The 19,987-nt window shown below is 59.5% G+C and carries 19 protein-coding genes and 1 pseudogene; 6 read left to right on the top strand and 14 right to left on the bottom strand.

All coding sequences use genetic code 11. The features are described 5' to 3' along the window. The 6 genes from B3F77_RS09580 to B3F77_RS09605 all read right to left on the bottom strand — a co-directional run. Positions 1-544: hypothetical protein (locus B3F77_RS09580; RefSeq protein ID WP_349678406.1), on the bottom strand; the 544-nt coding region annotated here is incomplete at its 3' end. A gap of 241 nt (positions 545-785) precedes the next feature. Then, positions 786-1,784, bottom strand: coding sequence for a Tim44 domain-containing protein (locus B3F77_RS09585; protein ID WP_293604738.1), 999 nt, complete (start codon positions 1,782-1,784; stop codon positions 786-788). Between the two features lie 49 nt (positions 1,785-1,833). Continuing rightward, positions 1,834-2,565: a bifunctional demethylmenaquinone methyltransferase/2-methoxy-6-polyprenyl-1,4-benzoquinol methylase UbiE gene (gene ubiE, locus B3F77_RS09590; protein WP_293604739.1), complete on the bottom strand. Its 732-nt coding sequence runs from the start codon at positions 2,563-2,565 to the stop codon at positions 1,834-1,836. A gap of 153 nt (positions 2,566-2,718) precedes the next feature. Beyond that, positions 2,719-3,132 carry a DUF971 domain-containing protein gene (locus tag B3F77_RS09595; protein WP_293604740.1) on the bottom strand — a complete coding sequence of 138 codons (414 nt, stop codon included), beginning with the start codon at positions 3,130-3,132 and terminating at the stop codon, positions 2,719-2,721. A gap of 40 nt (positions 3,133-3,172) precedes the next feature. Beyond that, the gene (locus tag B3F77_RS09600) at positions 3,173-3,613 is read right to left on the bottom strand and encodes an HIT family protein (protein ID WP_293604741.1); all 441 of its coding nucleotides are present in this window, start codon (positions 3,611-3,613) and stop codon (positions 3,173-3,175) included. A gap of 6 nt (positions 3,614-3,619) precedes the next feature. Continuing rightward, entirely contained in the window at positions 3,620-7,534 is a 3,915-nt protein-coding gene (locus B3F77_RS09605) for an FAD/FMN-binding oxidoreductase (protein WP_293604742.1), read from the bottom strand. 171 nt (positions 7,535-7,705) lie between these two features. On the opposite strand from B3F77_RS09605, the gene ugpQ reads away from it, so the two are divergent. Then, a complete protein-coding gene (gene ugpQ, locus B3F77_RS09610; protein WP_293604743.1) occupies positions 7,706-8,464 on the top strand; it encodes a glycerophosphodiester phosphodiesterase in 759 nt (252 codons plus the stop codon). Positions 8,465-8,473: 9 nt separating this feature from the next. On the opposite strand, the gene B3F77_RS09615 is transcribed toward ugpQ, so the two are convergent. Beyond that, positions 8,474-8,764 (bottom strand): hypothetical protein, encoded by a 291-nt coding sequence (locus B3F77_RS09615; RefSeq protein ID WP_293604744.1) that lies wholly within the window; start codon positions 8,762-8,764, stop codon positions 8,474-8,476. A 125-nt stretch (positions 8,765-8,889) separates the two neighbouring features. On the opposite strand from B3F77_RS09615, the gene hemA reads away from it, so the two are divergent. From hemA to grxD, 4 genes are all read left to right on the top strand, one after another. Then, on the top strand, positions 8,890-10,179 hold the full coding sequence (gene hemA, locus B3F77_RS09620; RefSeq protein WP_293604745.1) for a glutamyl-tRNA reductase: 1,290 nt from the start codon (positions 8,890-8,892) through the stop codon (positions 10,177-10,179). Positions 10,180-10,292: 113 nt separating this feature from the next. Continuing rightward, entirely contained in the window at positions 10,293-11,414 is a 1,122-nt protein-coding gene (prfA, locus tag B3F77_RS09625) for a peptide chain release factor 1 (protein WP_293604746.1), read from the top strand. Between the two features lie 105 nt (positions 11,415-11,519). Continuing rightward, entirely contained in the window at positions 11,520-12,371 is an 852-nt protein-coding gene (gene prmC, locus B3F77_RS09630) for a peptide chain release factor N(5)-glutamine methyltransferase (protein ID WP_293604747.1), read from the top strand. Between the two features lie 202 nt (positions 12,372-12,573). After that, a complete protein-coding gene (grxD, locus tag B3F77_RS09635; RefSeq protein WP_293604748.1) occupies positions 12,574-12,894 on the top strand; it encodes a Grx4 family monothiol glutaredoxin in 321 nt (106 codons plus the stop codon). 41 nt (positions 12,895-12,935) lie between these two features. Here the strand turns inward: grxD and B3F77_RS09640 are convergent, their stop codons facing one another. The 7 genes from B3F77_RS09640 to pilB all read right to left on the bottom strand — a co-directional run bounded on the left by B3F77_RS09640 (position 12,936) and on the right by pilB (position 18,863). Continuing rightward, on the bottom strand, positions 12,936-13,205 hold the full coding sequence (locus tag B3F77_RS09640; protein WP_293604749.1) for a hypothetical protein: 270 nt from the start codon (positions 13,203-13,205) through the stop codon (positions 12,936-12,938). A 68-nt stretch (positions 13,206-13,273) separates the two neighbouring features. Further along, entirely contained in the window at positions 13,274-13,510 is a 237-nt protein-coding gene (locus B3F77_RS09645) for a DNA gyrase inhibitor YacG (RefSeq protein WP_293604750.1), read from the bottom strand. 36 nt (positions 13,511-13,546) lie between these two features. Beyond that, complete coding sequence (gene zapD / locus B3F77_RS09650; protein WP_293604751.1) at positions 13,547-14,302, bottom strand: cell division protein ZapD; 756 nt, start codon at positions 14,300-14,302, stop codon at positions 13,547-13,549. 43 nt (positions 14,303-14,345) lie between these two features. Further along, complete coding sequence (gene coaE, locus B3F77_RS09655; RefSeq protein WP_293604752.1) at positions 14,346-14,957, bottom strand: dephospho-CoA kinase; 612 nt, start codon at positions 14,955-14,957, stop codon at positions 14,346-14,348. 4 nt (positions 14,958-14,961) lie between these two features. Next, on the bottom strand, positions 14,962-15,813 hold the full coding sequence (locus tag B3F77_RS09660) for a prepilin peptidase (RefSeq protein ID WP_293604753.1): 852 nt from the start codon (positions 15,811-15,813) through the stop codon (positions 14,962-14,964). Then, positions 15,813-17,030, bottom strand: a complete 1,218-nt coding sequence (locus B3F77_RS09665) for a type II secretion system F family protein (RefSeq protein ID WP_293604754.1) — start codon at positions 17,028-17,030, stop codon at positions 15,813-15,815. Before B3F77_RS09665 ends, B3F77_RS09660 begins: the two co-directional genes overlap by 1 nt. A gap of 99 nt (positions 17,031-17,129) precedes the next feature. Next, on the bottom strand, positions 17,130-18,863 hold the full coding sequence (gene pilB, locus B3F77_RS09670) for a type IV-A pilus assembly ATPase PilB (RefSeq protein ID WP_293604755.1): 1,734 nt from the start codon (positions 18,861-18,863) through the stop codon (positions 17,130-17,132). A gap of 209 nt (positions 18,864-19,072) precedes the next feature. Between pilB and B3F77_RS09675 the strand changes: the two are divergent. After that, positions 19,073-19,987 (top strand): annotated as a pseudogene (locus B3F77_RS09675) (hypothetical protein); the annotation flags it as partial.

The following is a 19,987-nucleotide window of genomic DNA, read 5'->3' on the forward strand; positions in this document are numbered from 1 at the left end:
CCACGCTCGTCGCTTCGCGTACTACGCTGCCCCGCTCACCACGAAGAGGGACAGAACTTGCCTGGGACGGCCCGGCGTTGCGTTCTGGCGCGGGGCTCGAAACCACGGATGAGGAAGATGCAGGGGAGATCGGCCCCTGCGCCAAAAACTGTTTCAGGCCGGTCAGCAGCCGCCGCCCCGCATCAGCAAGGGCATGGGCCGGTGCATCACCTATCAGGCGGGACAGATCTTCTTCCGCATCCCAGCGCAGGTTTTCGGCCAGCCATCCCACTTCGGCCGCCAATTGCACATCACCTTCAATCCTGACCGGGGGAGCCTTGCCCGCCAAAACCGACTGCACTATGACCAGGGGCGACTCGGTGGCCACTGACAGCAATAGATCAGCTTGAGCGGAAGGCTGTGCACGGTCAACGAGGCCTGCTGGAGTTACTACCAAATCGATCGCAAAAAAACCCCATCGAACATGGATCACACGATCTTTTTGACGTAAAAGCCGGTCTTGAGCCTGCTTCTCCTGCATCAGGACATGGTTCAGAAACAGCACCAGCCGCTGCTGCCCTTCATCCACCACCCAGGCGGGAGGCTGAAAACGGCTGACAATGGACTCGAGAAAAGAAAAAGGGGACGTGTTATTCATACGCCCCGATTTTGCAGGATAAAAGGGCTTTTACCCCGAACGTCCGTCAATTACCCCGTCACTTCGTGTACATCGCCATCTTAAAAGGGGGGCCGTTTCCCCCTTTGGGCAGTCCAGCAGCAAAATACCCAGGACAGCCCGATTCAGATTACTGCAGCGCTTGTACGCCAGCGACCAGCCAGCCACCGCCGTTGCGCGGTTTGGTCATGTTCCAGACTTCGCGGAAGGGGCTGGCACCTGCTGAGGCATCTTCGCGGATCATGCCGGAGAACTCTACGCTGGCCATGTACACATCGCTCAGTTCTTCAATGCCCAGCAACTGTGCATCAAGCATCACGACCTCGGTTCTGTTGGCACCGCCGCCGGTATGAGATTCGCGGTCTGCCAATTGTGACTTGATCTGCTCGAGCATGTCGTCCGTCATCATCGCGCGCAAATTCTGGATGTCGGAGCGGTCCCAGGCGTCTTGCAGCGTGACGAAATTGGCTTTGCATGCCTTGAGGAAGCCCTCAGCATCAAACCCTGCCGGGACACCCCAGGACTGGGATCCCAGCAATGCCGAACCAATGAGGGATCCGGCGGCAGGCGCAGCGGCGTCATACTTGTTGCCATCAAAGGCGATGTTGCTGCGCTCCCAAGGGCGCGCCGATGCATCGTTGCCTACATTTTCGGGGTTGTAATTTCTGGGTGTGGCGGCATTGGTGGGACTACCTGCCCCCTGAAATGCATAGGGATCCTGCATGCGCGCTGCGCCGGCGGTATCGGTCGCGCCCCCCTTAAGCTTGCGCATGACGAAGCCAATCACCACCATGAGCACCAGCGCCAGCAAGGCAAACATGATGATCTGGCTGAAGGCCCCGCCCAACCCCAGCGACGAAGCCAGCCAGGCCAGGCCCAAGCCCGCAGCCAAGCCACCCAGCATGGCGCCCCAAGGTTTCTTCGGCGCCACAGGTGCCGGCGTTGCTGCGGGCGCGCCCGGTTTGGTCGCCGAGTTGACACCCGTCGGCGCTGCTTGGCGCTGGGTGACGTTGGACGACTGCCTGCCAAATGACTTGCCACCGCCCAGACGCGCAGCCTCGGCAGTCGTTCCTGCCAAGGTCAGAGTTAGCGCGAGTACAGCGGAAAAAATTGCCGGCCAAATTTTCATATCATTTCCTTAATCACAGTTTCATCGCGGTTTTAAGCCGCGTAACTTTTCAACACTTGATTCCAACATGCAAGGCCACCACGCCGCCCGCCATGTTGTGATAGTCCACATGACCAAAACCACTTTTACGCATCAGGGCTTTGAGCTCTTCCTGGCCGGGGTGCATGCGAATCGACTCGGCCAGGTACTGGTAGCTTGAATCGTCATTGGCCACCAGTTTACCGAGCTTGGGCAATACCTTGAACGAATACCAGTCATAAATCTTTTCCAACGGCTTGGCCACTTTGGAGAACTCCAGAATCAGCAGCTTGCCACCGGCCTTGAGCACGCGGTTCATTTCCTGCAGGGCAGCTTCTTTGTGCGTCATGTTGCGCAGACCGAAAGCCACCGTGACCACATCGAAAATGGCATCGGGAAACGGCAAATGTTCGGCATCACACACCAGCGTCGGCAGGCTCACACCGGCGTCCAACAGCCGGTTGCGGCCTTCCCTGAGCATGGCTTCGTTGATGTCGGTGTGCACCACACGCCCACTGGCCCCGACTTTGGGCGCGAACGCCAGGGCGAGGTCACCCGTACCGCCGGCAATATCCAGTACCTGCTGGCCTTCCTTGACGTTGGCCACCAGCACCGTATAGGCCTTCCAGACCCGATGCAAACCCATCGACATCAGGTCGTTCATCAGATCGTATTTGGGTGCCACGGAGTCAAACACGCCGCGCACACGACGAGCCTTGTCCTGCTCGTCAACAGATTCAAAGCCAAAATGGGTACTGGTCATAGAGTGAATACTAGGGCAAAGCCTAATTGTTGGCGACAACCCTGCGGTGATTCAGGGAATTGCCAGGTTTATGATAAAAAAACAACAGTAACCCGACCCAGTTCCGCCCTGCCCTGAAGCGACGGACAAGGGGTTTGCACCCGCCGGGGAATCTCAGTGATTGCCGCAGGCATGAGCACTCGCTTTGAGCATGGGCGCGTCGCGCTCCACCCCTGCGACCTGCAGCCGGCGGTTGTACTCGTCCCACAGGCGGCTTTGCTCAGCCCCCATGGCGTACAGGTAGTCCCAGGAAAAGATGCCGCTTTCGTGGCCATCGGAGAAAACCGGCTTGACGGCATAGTTGCCAATGGGCTCCAACTCGACCACATTCACTTCACGCTTGCCAGTTTGCAGCACTTCTTGCCCAGGCCCGTGACCCTGAACTTCCGCGGACGGTGAATAAATACGCATCAACTCAAACGGGATTTTGAATTCAGCGCCGTCCGAAAAGGCAATTTCGAGAACGCGGGACTGGCTGTGAACCGTCAGTAGAGTAGGAGTCGGTGACTCGGCTTGAAGACCTGCCATGGTGATGCATCACTTTCTGAAAAAAAACAAGCTCGGCGCATCAGAGCGCCATTTTTTCGGCAATCAGCCGGTTGACTTCCAGGCAACGCGACGCGACAGCCGCCAACTTCTCCACCTCGGGTGGGCGCTGCGGCGCGCTCCAGACCGGTGTCGGGAAATGACTGTCCCAGTCGAAGCGGGCCATCACGTGCCAATGCAGATGGGGCACCATATTTCCCAGTGCGGCCAAGTTGATCTTACGGGGTTGCAGCTCGCTGCGCAGGATCTGCTCCACCATCACCACGGCATTCATGCAGGTATCGCGTTCAGCCGACGAAAGATCGGAAAACTCAGCCATATGCCGGTTCCAGACCACGCGGTAAAAAGCCGGAAATCCCGCCTCGTTGGCTTGAATCACCCGCAACTGCTCGTTGCGAAAAATCAGCAATCCGCCGTCGGTCTCACACAGCGCGCACCCGGCGATCTTTCCGCTGGCGTTCATGGCAGGCTAAACCAGAACCCGTTCGATGCCACCGTGGTTGGCCGCATCCACATAGGTGGGCAGCCATTCCTTGCCCAGAATCTGATTGGCCATTTCCACCACAATGTAATCGGCTTCGAGCAGGCCGTTTTTCATATCGTTGCCATAGCGTAACAAGCCTTGCAGGCAGCTCGGGCAACTGGTCAGTATCTTGACATTTTCGGTTTCGCCCAAGGTGCCCGAAGCCCGCAGCTCGGCTTCGCCTTTTTGCAGCTCCTCTTCTTTCCGGAAGCGTATCTGGGTCGAAATATCGGGACGCGTCACGCCCAGCGTGCCCGACTCGCCACAGCAGCGCTCGGACTTAAGCACATTGTTGCCCACCAGCGCCTTGACGGTCTTCATCGAGTCCTGCAGCTTCATCGGGTTGTGGCATGGCTCGTGGTACAGGTAACCGCCCTGCCCGCCCGGCAGCGTAATGCCTTTTTCCAGCAGGTATTCGTGAATATCAATGATGCGGCTGCCCGGAAAAATCTTCTCGAACTCATAGCCCTGCAGCTGGTCGTAGCAGGTGCCGCAACTGACCACCACGGTCTTGATGTCCAGGTAATTCAGCGTGTTGGCCACCCGGTGAAACAGCACACGGTTATCGGTGATGATTTTTTCGGCCTTGTCGAACTGGCCGCTGCCGCGCTGCGGATAACCGCAGCACAGGTAGCCCGGCGGCAGCACGGTCTGCACACCAGCGTGCCACAGCATGGCCTGCGTCGCCAGGCCAACCTGGCTGAACAGACGCTCGGAGCCGCAACCCGGAAAATAAAACACCGCTTCGGTTTCAGCCGTGGTGCTTTTCGGATTGCGAATGATGGGTACGTAATCCTTGTCTTCAATGTCAAGCAAGGCCCGCGCGGTCTTCTTCGGCAGGCCACCCGGCATTTTCTTGTTGATGAAGTGAATCACCTGCTCCTTGACCGGCGATTTGCCGACCGTTGCTGGTGGCTTGGCGGTCTGCTTGCGCGCCAGACCGCGCAGCAGGTCGTTGGCCAGGCGTTGGGCCTTGAAGCCCACGTCGACCATGGCGCTGCGCATGAACTTGATGGTTTGCGGACTGGTCGCATTCAGGAAGAACATGGCGGCGGCGTTGCCGGGCCTGAAGGACTTCTGGCCCATCTTGCGCAGCAAATTGCGCATGTTCATCGACACCTCGCCAAAATCGATATCCACCGGGCAGGGAGTCAGGCACTTGTGGCACACCGTGCAATGGTCGGCCACATCCTCAAACTCTTCCCAGTGCTTGATGCTGATGCCGCGCCGGGTCTGCTCCTCGTACAGGAAGGCCTCGATCAATAGCGATGTCGCCAGAATCTTGTTGCGTGGACTGTACAGCAGGTTGGCACGCGGCACATGCGTGGCACACACCGGCTTGCACTTGCCGCAGCGCAGGCAGTCTTTCACGCTGTCGGCGATCGCGCCGATGTCCGACTGCTGCATGATCAGCGACTCATGGCCCATCAGGCCAAAGCTGGGCGTATAGGCATTGGTCAAATCGGCCTGCAACCCTTGCCCATCCTGTGCACCATGCTCCTGCCCTACCGAAGGGGGTTGCCAGTTTCGCAGCAGCTTGCCTTTGTTGAAGCGGCCTTCGGGATCGACCTTCTGCTTGTACTCGGTGAACGGGCGCAGTTCCTCGTCGGTCAGGAATTCGAGCTTGGTGATGCCTATGCCGTGCTCGCCGGAAATCACACCATCAAGCGAGCGCGCCAACACCATGATGCGTGCCACGGCCTCGCGCGCGGTTTGCAGCATCTCATAGTCATCGCTGTTGACCGGAAGATTGGTGTGCACATTGCCGTCACCCGCATGCATGTGCAAGGCCGCCCACACACGGCCCTTGAGCACGCGCTTGTGGATGGCGTTGCATTCCTCAAGAATCGGCAGAAATGCGCCGCCGCTGAAGATGCTTTGAAGCCGGGCCCGTATCTGGGTTTTCCAGCTGGCACGCAGCGTATGGTCCTGCAGCTGCGGGAAAAAAGTGCCTATGCCCTGCAGCCAGCCGGCCCAGAGGGTGCGCACCTCGGCAATCATCGCAAGCGCCTGGCCGACCCGGTCCTCCAGCAACTCGGCAGAAGGAATGTTGTTCGCGTCGTCCGATTTACCCAAAGGCAGGTTGCCCTTGAGAAAAAATGCTTCCAGCTCGTCACACAGCTTGATCTTGTTGCGCAGGCTCAATTCAATATTGATCTGCTCAATACCGTCGGTGTACTCGGCCATGCGCGGCAACGGGATCACCACATCTTCGTTGATCTTGAAGGCATTGGTGTGTCTGGAAATGGCCGCCGTGCGTTTGCGATCCAGCCAGAATTTCTTGCGCGCTTCGGCGCTGATGGCCACAAAGCCCTCGCCGCTACGCGAGTTGGCGATGCGTACGATTTCGCTGGCAGCACGGGCGACGACGTCCGCATCGTCCCCGGCGATATCGCCCACCAGCACCATCTTGGGCAGGCCGCCGCGTTTGGATTTGGTGGCATACCCGACGGCGCGCAGGTAGCGGTCGTCCAGGTGCTCCAATCCCGCCAGAATGGCGCCGCCGCGCTGTTGCTCGGCGAACATGAAGTCCTTGATTTCAACAATGCTGGGCACGGCGTCTCTGGCATGGCCAAAAAACTCCATGCAGACCGTGCGGGTGTGCGCGGGCATGCGGTGCACAATCCAGCGCGCGCTGGTGATCAGGCCATCGCAGCCTTCCTTCTGGATTCCCGGCAAACCACTCAAAAACTTGTCAGTCACATCCTTGCCCAGGCCTTCCTTGCGGAAAGTTTTGCCTGGAATATCAAGGCGTTCGGTACGAACCGGTGTTTTGCCGTCGGCTTCAAAGTAGTTGAGCTCGAAACTCGCCATCTCGGCATCATGAATTTTGCCGAGGTTGTGGCCCACGCGCGTGACTTCCAGCCACTGGGCTTCGGGCGTCACCATGCGCCACGAGGCCAGGTTGTCCAGCGCAGTGCCCCACAACACGGCTTTTTTGCCGCCGGCGTTCATGGCGATGTTGCCGCCTATGCAGGACGCTTCAGCCGAGGTAGGGTCAACCGCAAACACGAAACCGCCCCGCTCCGCGGCATCGGCCACGCGCTGGGTGACCACGCCGGCTTCGGTCCACACGGTGGCTACCGTTTGCGCAACGCCCGGCAGCGACACCATTTCCACCTCAGTCATCGCTTCGAGTTTTTCGGTGTTGATGACGGCCGACTTCCAGGTCAGCGGAATCGCCCCACCGGTGTAGCCGGTACCGCCGCCGCGCGGAACAATCGTCAGGCCCAGCTCAATACAGGCCTTGACCAGACCGGCCATCTCGGTTTCGGTATCGGGCGTCAGCACCACGAAGGGATATTCCACACGCCAGTCGGTCGCGTCGGTAACATGCGAAACACGTGACAAGCCATCAAACTTGATGTTGTCCTTGAGCGTCAGCTTGCGCAGATTGCGCGCCGTCTGGCGGCGCAGGTCGGCTATTTCTTCAAACGAGGCAGAAAAGCGGCTAACCGCGCCCCGGGCCGACGCAAGCAGCTCACCCACGATGGCGTCCCGCTGCCTATCCGCATCGGGTGTGCGGCGCTTTTCAACCTCTGTGAGGCGATGCTGCAAGGCATCCACCAGCAATTTTCGGCGTTTTGGATTGTCCAGCAGGTCATCCTGCAAATAAGGGTTGCGCTGAACCACCCATACATCGCCCAGCACTTCATACAGCATGCGTGCGGACCGACCGGTACGCCGCTCGTCGCGGAGGAGATTCAGCAGGTCCCAGGCGCGCGCACCCAGCAGGCGAATGACCACTTCGCGATCGGAAAAGGAGGTGTAGTTGTAGGGAATCTCGCGGATGCGTGCTTCGTCATGCTTTGCGTCATCGGCAAAAACATTTAATTCTTCAAGGGTAGTAGGGGCGTTCATCGTGAAAAGTTAGCTGCTTCGGACCCATGTCCCATGCTCTGGTCCAATATTACCGCAGCGCGGCATTTGTCACGGGGCAGCGGGCCATGACCTCATGGAAACCCCGCTTGTTAAGCAAACACCCCATCGCTTAAATCGATCTATCACACAGTTTTTAGTCTGGTCATATTCATGGAAATCACCGCCAACAACTGGCCCTACCCGTACTGGGTGGCCCACCGGGGTGCCGGAAAGCTGGCACCTGAAAACACCCTGGCTGCCTTCAGGCGGGGTGCCAGCCACGGCTACCGCATGTTTGAGTGCGACGTGAAACTGAGTGCCGACGGCATGCCTTTTTTGTTGCACGACGACACGCTGGAGCGCACCACGAATGGACAAGGCGTGGCTGGCGAGCACACCTGGGAGGTGCTGTCAAAGCTCGATGCGGGCCGCTGGCATTCGCCGGAATTTGCGGGTGAAACCTTGCCCAGATTGGACAGCATTGCCCGCTACTGCCTGGACCATGGCTATTTCCTGAACATCGAGATCAAGCCCACACCCGGGCTCGAAAGCCATACCGGCACTGTCGTAGCCTTTGAGGCGGCCAGGCTCTGGAAAGATGCTGCCGTGCCGCCCATTCCCCCGTTATTGACCTCGTTCCAGCCGCTCGCCCTTGCGGCCGCCCGAGCCGCCCAGCCGCAGCTTCCGCGCGGCCTGCTGCTCGACGAGTTGCGGGCCGGCTGGCTGGACACAGCCCGGCAGCTGGAATGCATCGCCATTGTCTGCAATCACACGCTCTGGAATGCCGACACCGTGTCGCAGGCCAAAAAAGCCGGTTTCAGGCTCCTGAGCTACACCGTCAATGACCAAGCCAGCGCCCGCCGGCTGATCGATCTGGGCACCGACGGCATCATCACCGACCGGGTCGATGCCTTCAAACCCGACGAGTAAACAGCGTCCTCAGGCTTTCCAGCCACGCAGCAGCACCCACTGGCAAAGCGCCGCGCCCAGCACCAGCGCAGCGTAGGTCAGCATCTTCCCTTCGTGGCCGAAAAACAGCAGCCCAGCGCTCAGAATGGCCAAATTTGCTACGAAAACAATAGCTGTCTGTGCCCACCAAGTCTGGACAAATGGCCTTTTTGATCTGAAAAATCCAAAAAAGAGACGCGACAACACGACCAGCAGCAAAGCGAGCAGCGCAGCCGGTGCCATGAAATTAAGGAGGTGGTTGGTCAGCAGATAAGCGGTCATGACAACGATTCAAAGTCGACGGAAAAACCAGTAAAGCCACTGAATTCGCCTGTGAAAAGGCTCTCAAGAATAATTGATTGAAGCCGGGCGCCCTTTCTTGGACACTTCAATTTTATAATCGAAGCATGTCAGTCTGGGCCTTAGGGCTAAACCATCACACCGCACCGCTCGATCTGCGCGGGCGCTTTGCCTATGCGGTGGACCAGATCGAGCCAACTTTGCGCGGTTTGCGCGAGTCCCTGACCCGCCAGCCCGAGGCGGCGCTGCTCTCCACCTGCAACCGCACCGAGATTTACTGCGCTGGCGACACCCAGGATATGGACCAGACGCTGGAATGGCTGGCAAACAACGGCGGCGTTACGCCCGCACTGCTGCGCTCGCACATCTACACCCTGCGGGGTGACCAAGCCGCCCGTCACGCCTTTCGCGTGGCCAGCGGGCTTGACTCCATGGTACTGGGCGAGCCACAGATTTTGGGCCAGCTCAAAGACGCGGTGCGCGCCGCCGAAGGCGCGGGTGCCATGGGCTCCACGCTGCACCAGCTGTTTCAGCGCTCATTTGCCGTCGCCAAAGAGGTACGTACTACCACTGAAATTGGCGCATACAGCATCAGCATGGCTGCGGCCGCGGTGCGCCTGGCCGGCCAACTGTTTGAAGATTTGGGTGACATCAAGGTGCTGTTCGTCGGCGCCGGCGAAATGATTGACCTGGCGGCCACCCACTTTGCGGCTAAAAACCCCAAAGCCATGGCCATTGCCAACCGCACGCTGGAGCGCGGCGAAAAGCTGGCCAGCCGCTTCGGCGCCGAGGTCATGCATTTGGGTGATTTGCCCAGTCGGCTGCATGAGTTTGACGCCGTCATCAGCTGCACGGCCAGCACGCTGCCCATCATCGGCCTGGGCGCCGTAGAGCGCGCGGTCAAGCTGCGCAAACACCGCCCCATGTTCATGGTGGACATGGCGGTGCCGCGTGACATCGAGCCTGAAGTCAAGGCGCTGCCCGATATCTACCTCTACACCGTGGACGACCTGGCGCAGGTGGTGCAAACCGGCAAGGACAACCGTCAGGCAGCCGTGACGCAAGCCGAGGTCATCATCGATGCGGGCGTGCAAAACTTCATGCACTGGCTGGGCCAGCGGCGCACCGTGCCGCTGATTCAGCAGCTCAATGCGCAAGCCGATGAATGGCGTGCCGCAGAAATTGTGCGCGCCAAGAAGCTGCTGGCCAAAGGCGAGCCGATCGACGTGGTGCTTGATGCGCTGACCCGCGCCCTGACGCAAAAAATGCTGCACGGCGCGCTGGCCGAACTGCACGCCGGCGACGCCACTAGCCGCGAGGCCACGGCGCGCACTGTGTCCAAGCTGTTTCTGCGCGGCCAGCTGCACAGCGCCCCCAAAGAACACAAAGAGCGTTAGCGCCGGGCTATTTATGAGCCACTGCTGCAGTCGCTGACTGTGGCGACCCCGTTGCTGGCGACTTCGCCGGTGTGCCATCACCATCTTTTGGCCTTCACGGCTCCCGATATTCCATGAAACCCTTTCTTCGCCAAACACTGGATCGCCAGCTTCTGCGGCTGCATGAGCTGGACTCACTGCTGTCCGCCAGCGACGTGGTAAGCGACCTGGCGCGCTTTCGCGACCTGACCCGAGAGCACGCCGAAGCCAGCGTGGTGGCCGGACACTACACGCAGCTCACCAGCCGCGAGGCCGACCTGATCAGCGCCGAAGGCATGCTGCAAGAGGCCAGGAACGACCCGGAAATGGCCGCCATGGCCGAAGAAGAGATCGCTGCCGCCAAAGCCGATATTGCACAGCTGGACGAAGCCCTGCAACTGATGCTGATTCCCAAGGACCCCGACGACGTGCGGGCGGCGTTCATCGAAATCCGCGCCGGCACGGGCGGCGACGAATCGGCCCTGTTTGCGGGCGACCTGTTTCGCATGTACACCCGCTTTGCCGAGCGCAACCGCTGGCAGACCGAGATCATCAGCGAATCGCCCAGCGAACTGGGCGGCTACAAAGAGGTGGTGCTGCGTATCGACGGACCCACCGACGCGCACGGGGTAGGCGTGTACGGCAAGCTGCGTTTCGAGTCTGGCGGCCACCGCGTGCAGCGCGTGCCAGCCACGGAAACCCAGGGCCGCATCCATACCAGCGCCTGCACCGTGGCCGTGCTGCCCGAGCCCGACGAAGCCGTGGCCATCCAGATCAACCCGGCCGACCTGCGCATCGACACCTACCGTGCCAGCGGCGCCGGCGGCCAGCACATCAACAAAACCGATTCGGCGGTGCGCATCACGCACCTGCCGACCGGCATCGTGGCCGAATGCCAGGACGACCGCAGCCAGCACCGCAACAAGGCCAAGGCGCTGCAAGTGCTGTCGGCCCGCATCATCGAAAAGGACCGCTCGGAGCAAGCGGCAAAAGACGCGGCGATGCGCAAGGGCCTGATCGGCAGTGGCGAGCGCAGCGACCGCATCCGCACCTACAACTTCCCGCAGGGCCGCCTGACCGACCACCGCATCAACCTGACGCTGTACAAACTCGGCCTCATCATGGAGGGGGATCTGGGCGATGTGATCACGGCGCTGCAGGTTGCGCGTGGCGCCGAACAGCTGGCGGAGCTTGAAACGGCCACTAACAGTTACTAACGGCGAATGACGGCTATCCCCTTTTTTATATGCAAAATCGGCCTACAGACCAAGCAGCACGGGCGTAATAAGCTATTATTTTTATAGCCTATTCAAGAGGACGCGATGAACCAACCTACTTGCGCACAGGCCTTGGCCGCCGCCCGGATCCTGGGGCTGGAGCGGCTGGACGCCCAGTTGCTGCTGCTGCACGCGCTCGGCAAACCCTTGGAGGCCAGAGCCTGGCTGCTGGCCCACGATACCGACGAGTTGACGGAAGAGGTCGCCCAGCGTTTCCGGGCGCTGAGCTTGCGCCGGGCCACTGGCGAGCCCTTGGCTTACATCGTCGGCAGCAAGGAGTTTTTTGGTCTGGCGCTGCAGGTGGACGCCCGCGTGCTGGTACCGCGGCCCGACACCGAAACACTGGTGCAGTGGGCGCTGGACCTGCTGCAAACACCCGGCATGCCGCCAGTGCCGCAGATTCTTGACCTGGGCACCGGCAGCGGGGCCATCGCACTGGCCATCGCACACAGCCTGCAAGCGGCTGGCCGCCCAGCCCGCGTCGTTGCCGTGGATGCGAGCGCTGATGCGCTGAGCGTCGCCCGCGAAAATGCGCAAAGGCTAGGGCTGGACGTGCAGTTCATCGAGAGCCGCTGGCTGGACAAAGTTAGCGGACACTTTCACCTGATCGCAAGTAATCCGCCCTATATTGCCAGTGCCGATCCGCACTTGGCCGCGTTGGCGCACGAGCCTCTGGAGGCGCTGGCAGCGGGAGCCGATGGGCTGGACGACATTCGGCAGATTGCCCAGCAGGCGCCCGGGCACCTGCTGCCCGGCGGCTGGCTCTTGCTGGAGCATGGTTACGACCAGGCGGACCGCGTGCGCAAGCTGCTCGCCCAGCATGGTTTTTTGCAGCTTCAGAGCCGCCGTGATCTGGCAGGTATCGAACGCTGCTCGGGCGGGCAATGGCCGGGTTAATTCTGGGTAAAATCCAAATCAAAGTCGAATCAAAGCCGGCCAGGGCCCGCCAGTCCCTGCCCGGCGCCTGGCATCAAACGGCGGGATAATTGCTTTATTGAATTCTGATGTTCAGATTCCATGTATTGAAAACTGCTTGGCCGAAACGCCTGTTACCAACCCCCTACGGCCTCGCACGGCCACACATCCAAAGGAATTCACCATGAGCGATACCCAGCAACGCATAGACCAGATCGTCAAATCCAGCGACGTTGTCCTGTTTATGAAGGGCACGGCCCAGTTTCCGATGTGTGGTTTTTCAGGCCGCGCCATCCAGGTGCTCAAGGCCTGCGGCGTGAACCAGCCCACCACGGTGAACGTGCTGGAAGACGAAGAAATCCGCAGCGGCATCAAGGAATACAGCAACTGGCCGACCATTCCCCAGCTGTATGTGAAGGGCGAATTCGTTGGCGGCTCCGACATCATGATGGAGATGTATGAGAACGGTGAGCTCCAGCAAGTTCTGGGCACGCCCGCAGCCTGAGGCCTCAACGCCCAGCCCGGGCATTTTTCCAGGCCGGTTGATTAACGCGTGTAGCCTTCGCAGGCGCCCGCGTTCACCCGGCCCTTGCATTCGCGCTTCAGGCGCGTGCTGCGTTCTTGGATCGTTTCCTCGGAACCACGCATGAACTTGACCGTACTGCCATGGCCCGTAGCGGCCGTCTTGGCTGCTTTTTTCTTCGTCTTTGTTGCCGGCTTGTTCACAGGCTCTGCCGACTGCGCGTGAGCGCTGCCCATCAGTACCGCGGCAACGACCAGGAAAGCCAGTGCTGGCTGGATAAAAGACCTCTTCATTGCTATCTCCCTCCGTTGGATGTGCTTGAACGCCGCTCGGCTTATTGAACCCAACCTGAACTGAAACCTTATGGCAATTTGGGATCGCTTAATGTTGGATCACCGTAGGCCTCGTCATCGCGCGGGGGTTCTGCCGGCAAGCGGAAATCTTCGCTGGCCCACGCGCCCAAATCGATGTTTTTGCAGCGTTCGCTACAAAAGGGGCGAAAGGGATTGCTGGCCGCGTAAACGCTTTGACCGCCGCAACTGGGGCACACCACGCGCTTGACCGGCAACGGGTCTTTATCTTTTTTCATGTCGGGCATGGCTTCAAACCGCTCTATACAGATCAAATGCTCAGGTCAGGAGCAAAGCGTCAACTCGAACATAGCATCATCGGTGCTCTGGTGCAGCCGGTCATCGCTTGCGTGGCGCATGAGTCGAACCGAGACCATCAGGCGGTTGCCACTGATTTCCGGAATCAGCCCCAGCGTGGGATCAATACGCAAACGCAGCAAGTGAAAGGTGCGCCCCTGAGGCAGCGTCTGCTGATACTGCCCGGCCGGCGCCACCACTTTTTGCGGCGCACCGGAATCGCGTAGCATCCTCAGCAGCACGCGTATGGATTCGGCCAGTGGCACCAGCGGCGCAATCCAGCGCTGCAGGTCCTGCTGGCGTGTGGCGGTGCCCAAGTGCTGCCAGGCATAGTAGGCCGGCAAATCAAACTCGCAAGTGCCTCCGGGAATGCCGACACGGCTGCGAATGCTCATGAGCCAGTCGTTTTCAGTCAATGAATGTCCCACTTTGCCCGGAACATTGTTCACGGCCGAAAAACACTCTTCGAGCTGGCCGGTGACTTCGTCGAGCACCGCTTCGGAAATGGCCGGGTTGCCACGGTAGCCATTGAGAATTTGCTTTTGTTTCTCGAGATCCTTGAGCACGTCGGTTTTCAAGTCCGCCCGCGCGCCCACGTCCATGATTTCAAAAATGGTCGTGATGGCGTAGTGATGATCCGTCGGACTCTCCCGCTTCACCAGTTCACCCAGACGGCGAAACAGGTGCTCCAGTCGCAAATAGGTTCGTATGCGTTCGTTGAAAGGGTACTCGTAAAGAATCACAGCGCTATTTTCGTCAGCTTCATTGAGAAGGTTTATTGGCGCATCATAGCCCGAAGCGGCTGGCAAGCTGCCGGACCAGCAGGTCCAGTGCCTCAAGGGATAAACCGTCGTTATAAATGCAACTATCGGCTGCCGCCAGCCTTTGCTCCCGGCTGGCTTGTCCGGCCATGATTTTTTCGACCGCCTCCCGGGTCCAGCCATTGCGCGCCATCACCCGGGCGATCTGGGTGGCTTCGCTGCAGTCCACCACCAGCACATGGTCCACCTGCTGGCGCCAGCGCCCGGACTCCACCAGCAAAGGAATGTCAAAGACGATGCAGGCCCCGCCGCCCGTCGCCGCCTGCTCGGATTGCCGCATGGTTTCCTGGCGCACCAGGGGGTGAATGATGTCCTCCAGCCGCTGCCTGGCGGCCGGATCATTGAAGGCAAGCTGCCGCATCCGGTCACGGTCCATCGCGCCCTCTGCCGTGATGACCTGATCGCCAAACTGGCTGGCGATTTCTTTCACGGCAGCCCCGCCCGCTGCCGTGACCTGACGGGCAATGGCATCGGCATCCACCAGGACAGCGCCGCAGGCGACCAGCAAGCGGGCCACCGTGCTTTTGCCGCTGCCAATGCCGCCGGTCAGGCCAATGCGTCGAGTTGTCCGGTGCATGACATCACAAGCCAACGAACTGCAGAATCGATTGAGGCCCGAAAACCAGGGCGGTGAAACCCGCACCCGCCAGAAAAGGGCCAAACGGCACGTAGCCGCCCTCGCGCAATCCACTGGAGAACTTCATCACGATACCGATGACGGCACCGATCACAGAGGCCATCAAAATCATCGGCACCAGCGCGGGCCAGCCAAACCAGGCACCCAGTGCCGCAAACAGCTTGAAGTCACCGTAGCCCATGCCTTCTTTTCCCGTCACCAGCTTGAACGCCCAGTACACCCCCCACAAGGAAAGATAGCCAGCAACCGCCCCCCACAGGGCGGTGTACAGGTTGACCGCAGGATTCCAGCCCAGCGCCGCCACGATCAGCCCGACCCACAGCAAGGGCATGGTCAGGTCGTCCGGCAACAAAGTCGTGTCCCAGTCAATCAGCGCCAGCACCAGCAGCGCCGCAGAGAAGCCGCACCAGGCCAGCGCGATTGGCGACCAGCCCCAGCGCCAGACGCAAAAGAAGAACAAGGCGCCGCTCACCACTTCGACCATCGGGTAGCGCAAGCCATAGGGCGTTCCGCACGCCGAGCATTGGCCTCTCAGGAACAGGTAGCTGACGACGGGGATGTTTTCATACCAGCGTATGACGTGGCCACAGCGGGAGCAACGCGAACGCGGTACCAGCAGATTGAATTTTTCGATCGGCTCCAGTGATGTTCCTGCCAGTTCGGCACATTCCTCGGCCCACTGCCGCTCCATCATCTTGGGCAGGCGGTAAATGACGACGTTGAGGAAGCTCCCGATCAGCAAGCCGAGAATGCCGGCCAGCAGTGCATCGAACCCGGGTGCCAGGCCAATCCCCATCAAACGACTTGACCCAGCTTGAAGATGGGCAGGTACATGGAGACCACAATGCCGCCAATCAGTGTGCCCAAAAACACGATGATGATGGGCTCCATCAGGCTGGACAGACCGGCCACCATTTCATCGACTTCCGCTTCATAAAAATCGGCGGCCTTGCCCAGCATGTGATCCACCGAGCCGGATTCTTCGCCAATGGCGCACATCTGCAGCACCATGGTGGGAAACAAATGGGCATTGCCCATCGCCGCCGTCAGGCTGGTGCCCGTCGAAACTTCCTGCTGAATTTTTTCGGTGGCGTCGGCGTACAGAGAGTTACCGGATGCGCCGCCCACAGAGTCCAAGGCTTCCACCAGCGGCACGCCGGCAGCAAACATGGTGGAAAGGGTGCGGGTCCAGCGGGCAATGCAGGACTTTTCAATCAGGGGGCCAAACACAGGCACTTTGAGCAACAGCCTGTCCATGACTTTCTGCATTTTCTCATTGCGTTTCCAGGCCTGCATGAAGAAATAGAGGCCGCCGCCAATACCGCCAAAAATCAGCCACCAGTAAGCCACAAAAAACTCGCTGATCGCAATCACGACAAGAGTGGGTGCCGGCAAATCCGCGCCGAAGGAGGAAAACACCTCCTTGAACGCGGGGATCACGAAAATCATGATCACGGCGACCACCACAAAGGCCACCACCACCACCGAGATGGGGTACATCAAGGCCGACTTGATTTTTGATTTGATGGCTTCGGTTTTTTCCATGTACACCGCCAGGCGGTCCAGCAAGGATTCCAGAATACCGGCGGCCTCACCCGCCTCGACCAAATTGCAATACAGCGCATTGAAATACATCGGGTACTTGCGAAATGCGGCACTCAAAGACGTACCGGTCTCCACATCGGTGCGCACGTCATTGAGCAGTTTGGTCACACTGGCGTTCGGATTGCCGCGGCCCACGATGTCGAATGACTGCAAAAGGGGCACGCCTGCTTTCATCATGGTCGCCAGCTGGCGGGTAAAGATGGCAATGTCCCTGGGTTTGATGGACTTGCCCCTGCGCATGCGGCGCTTTTTGATTTTGCTGGGCAACACGCCCTGCCGACGCAAGGAAGACTTGACCTGGTTCTCGCCAGCGGCGCGGATTTCGCCACGAACCTGTTTGCCGCCCCGGTCCTTGCCCTCCCACTCGAAAACAAATTCCTTGATATTTTTGGATGCTGCAGTTGCCATGATGCCTTCTCGTTTTATGGACGGCCTTCAGACCATCTCGTCACTACAGTCACACCCCAATTCCCGACTTTTAATTGCGAGGGGTTATGCAGGGCTTGCCTAAACATTGGTGCAGCCCAAGACCTCTTCCAGCGAAGTCACGCCGAGTTTAACTTTAGCCAAACCGGACTGACGCAAGTTTCTGACGCCTTCAGCATCCGCCTGCGCCGCGATCTCCAGGGCGCTGCCGTCGCGCAGGATGATTCTTTGAATCTCTTCGGAAATAGGCATGACCTGGTAGATACCCACACGGCCTTTGTAGCCATTGGTGCACATGGAACATCCCACTGCATGGTAAGGCGTCCAGGAGCCGTCTACATCCTCGTCCTTGAACCCTGCCTCCAGCAAGGTCTCGCGCGGAACATCTGCAGGGGTCTTGCATTTGGGGCACAGCCGCCGCGCCAGCCGCTGGGCGGTAATCAGAATCACGCTGGATGCAATATTGAAGGGTGCGATACCCATGTTGCGCATGCGGGTCAAGGTGGTCGGCGCATCGTTGGTGTGCAGCGTGGACATCACCAAATGGCCGGTTTGCGCTGCCTTGATGGAGATATCGGCCGTTTCAAGGTCACGGATTTCGCCGACCATGATGATGTCGGGATCCTGCCGCAAGAACGCCTTGAGCGCGACCGAAAAGGTCATGCCGGCCTTCTCATTCATGCTGACCTGATTGACGCCCGGCAAGGTAATTTCGGCAGGATCTTCAGCGGTGCAGATATTGACACCTGGCTTGTTCAGCATATTCAGGCAGGTGTAAAGCGACACCGTTTTGCCAGAACCGGTAGGACCCGTGACCAGCACCATGCCATAAGGCCTTTGGATAGCCGCCAGCAGGCGTTCTTTTTCAGCCGGCTCGTAGCCCAGTGCTTCAATGCCCAGCTTGGCGGTGCTCGGGTCCAGAATCCGAATGACGATTTTTTCGCCATACATGGTGGGCAAGGTACTGACCCGAAAATCGATCACGCGATCAGGACCAATCTTGAGCTTCATCTTGCCGTCTTGCGGCACACGTTTTTCCGAAATGTCCAGCCTGGAGATGACCTTGATACGCGCCGCCAGTTTTTCCTTGATGGCAATCGGCGGCGACGCAATTTCGCGCAGTTCGCCGTCAACCCGAAAACGGACACGGTAGGTATGCTCGAACGGCTCAAAGTGCAAATCGGACGCCCGCATGCTGAACGCGTCCAGCAGCATTTTGTGCAGAAATTTGACAACCGGCGCGTCTTCAACTTCGGACACGCTGGCATCGTTGTCATCAGGTGACGCGTCTACAGTGGCCTCATCAAATTCGAAATCGTCGCCAATGATGTTTTCCATGGCCTCGGCGGCCGTGGTGGTGGACGCGTCCACCAGTTTGGACAGCTTGTCATATTCGGCAATCACCCACTCCACGCCCATCTGGGTGGAAAATTTGATCTTTTCCGCGGCCTCCTGATCTGACGGATCGGCCGTCGCGACTATCAGGCGGTTGTTGCGCTTGCTCAAAACAACAATGCGGTAAGTCAGGCAAATCTTGCTGTCGAGCAGACCTTTGGGCAAACGCTGAACATCAATGGCATCCAGGTCCAGCAACGGCGCGGCAAAAGCGGTTGACATGGTGTGCGCCAGGTCAAACGCAGACACCACCCCGGAACCGGTCAGTTCAGCGATGAAACGGGTACGCCCAGTTTGCGCTTTGCGGAAAATGTCTTCAGCAGCCTTTTGGCCCAACTTGCCAGCTGCTACCAACGTCCGGCCCAAGCCAGGCAAAGCCATGGAAGACGCTTGGTTGATAGCAGTGTCGACAGCAGTCATGGTTCCTTGGGTTTGGCTCAAATGGATATCATCGCTTATAGATTACAAGGTGTAAATCGAAAACACCCCTATCATCACGCCTGCGTTGGAACTATGCAAAGAACCGCACACTACAGCAGAAAAAGAGAAAAACCTGGTCGGGGCGAGAGGATTCGAAACTCCGACTGTTGATTTCCATTCAATCTTGACCCCCAACTTTTCATTTAATTTTGACTCCCTCCTCCGTCTGTTTTCGAACCCTGGCACTGGCCAGTGCCTGTGCTGGCGGGCTATGCATGCCGCTGGCGGGCCTGGCACAGGCGCAAAGTGACAGCCCTGCGGGGCTGCTGCCCACCCCCACCACCTGGCGCGTGACCTCGGAAACCTGGACACTCCCGGGCTCCGAGAAAATGGGTGTCGTGGGAGGCAACCTGCTGTTCGATGTGAACAACAACATCAAGCTCGGCGTGGGTTCCTATGGTGCGCTGCGCGGCGAGCGCGGCGGCTTCATCACCCTGGGTCTGGCGGGCGAGGTGCGGCAGCGCCTGAGCCCCTCGTGGCTGGGTCATGCCGGCCTGTTTGTCGGTGCCGGCGGCGGGCGTGGGGGCTCCACGCTGGCCGGTGGGGGCTCTACGCTATCCGGTGGGGGCCTGATGCTGCGCGGCGACGTCGGCCTGACCTATGAAACCAGCCGCTATGGCAACATCGGTTTTGGCCTGAGTCATGTCACGTTTCCGTCGGGCGTGATTCACAGCACCCAGCCCTATCTGATGTACGAATACCCCTTCCACAGCCTGCTGGGCAGCGGCTGGGGACCTACGCCGCCGGACGGCAAAAGCATGACCGGCGCAGCCACGGCCAGCGCCGTTCCATCCAGCGCACAAGAATTTTCCCTGGTCGCGCGCAGCTACCAGATCCCGTCTTCCGTAGTGCAGGACGACGGGCAGCCGCAACACCGCAGCATGCAGTTGCTGGGCGTGGAATGGCTGTCTTACCTGGACCCGCACTGGTTTTTAAAGCTGGAAGCAGAAGGTGCCATGGGAGGCCAGAGCAACGGCTACATGCAGATTTTGGCGGGCGGCGGCTACCGCTTGCCGCTCACCCGCAGCACCGCCCTCAAGCTCCATGCCGCAGCCGGCCCCGCC

The sequence above is a fragment of the Polaromonas sp. UBA4122 genome (assembly GCA_002381615.1).
In the GTDB taxonomy this organism is placed as follows: Bacteria; Pseudomonadota; Gammaproteobacteria; order Burkholderiales; family Burkholderiaceae_C; genus Polaromonas.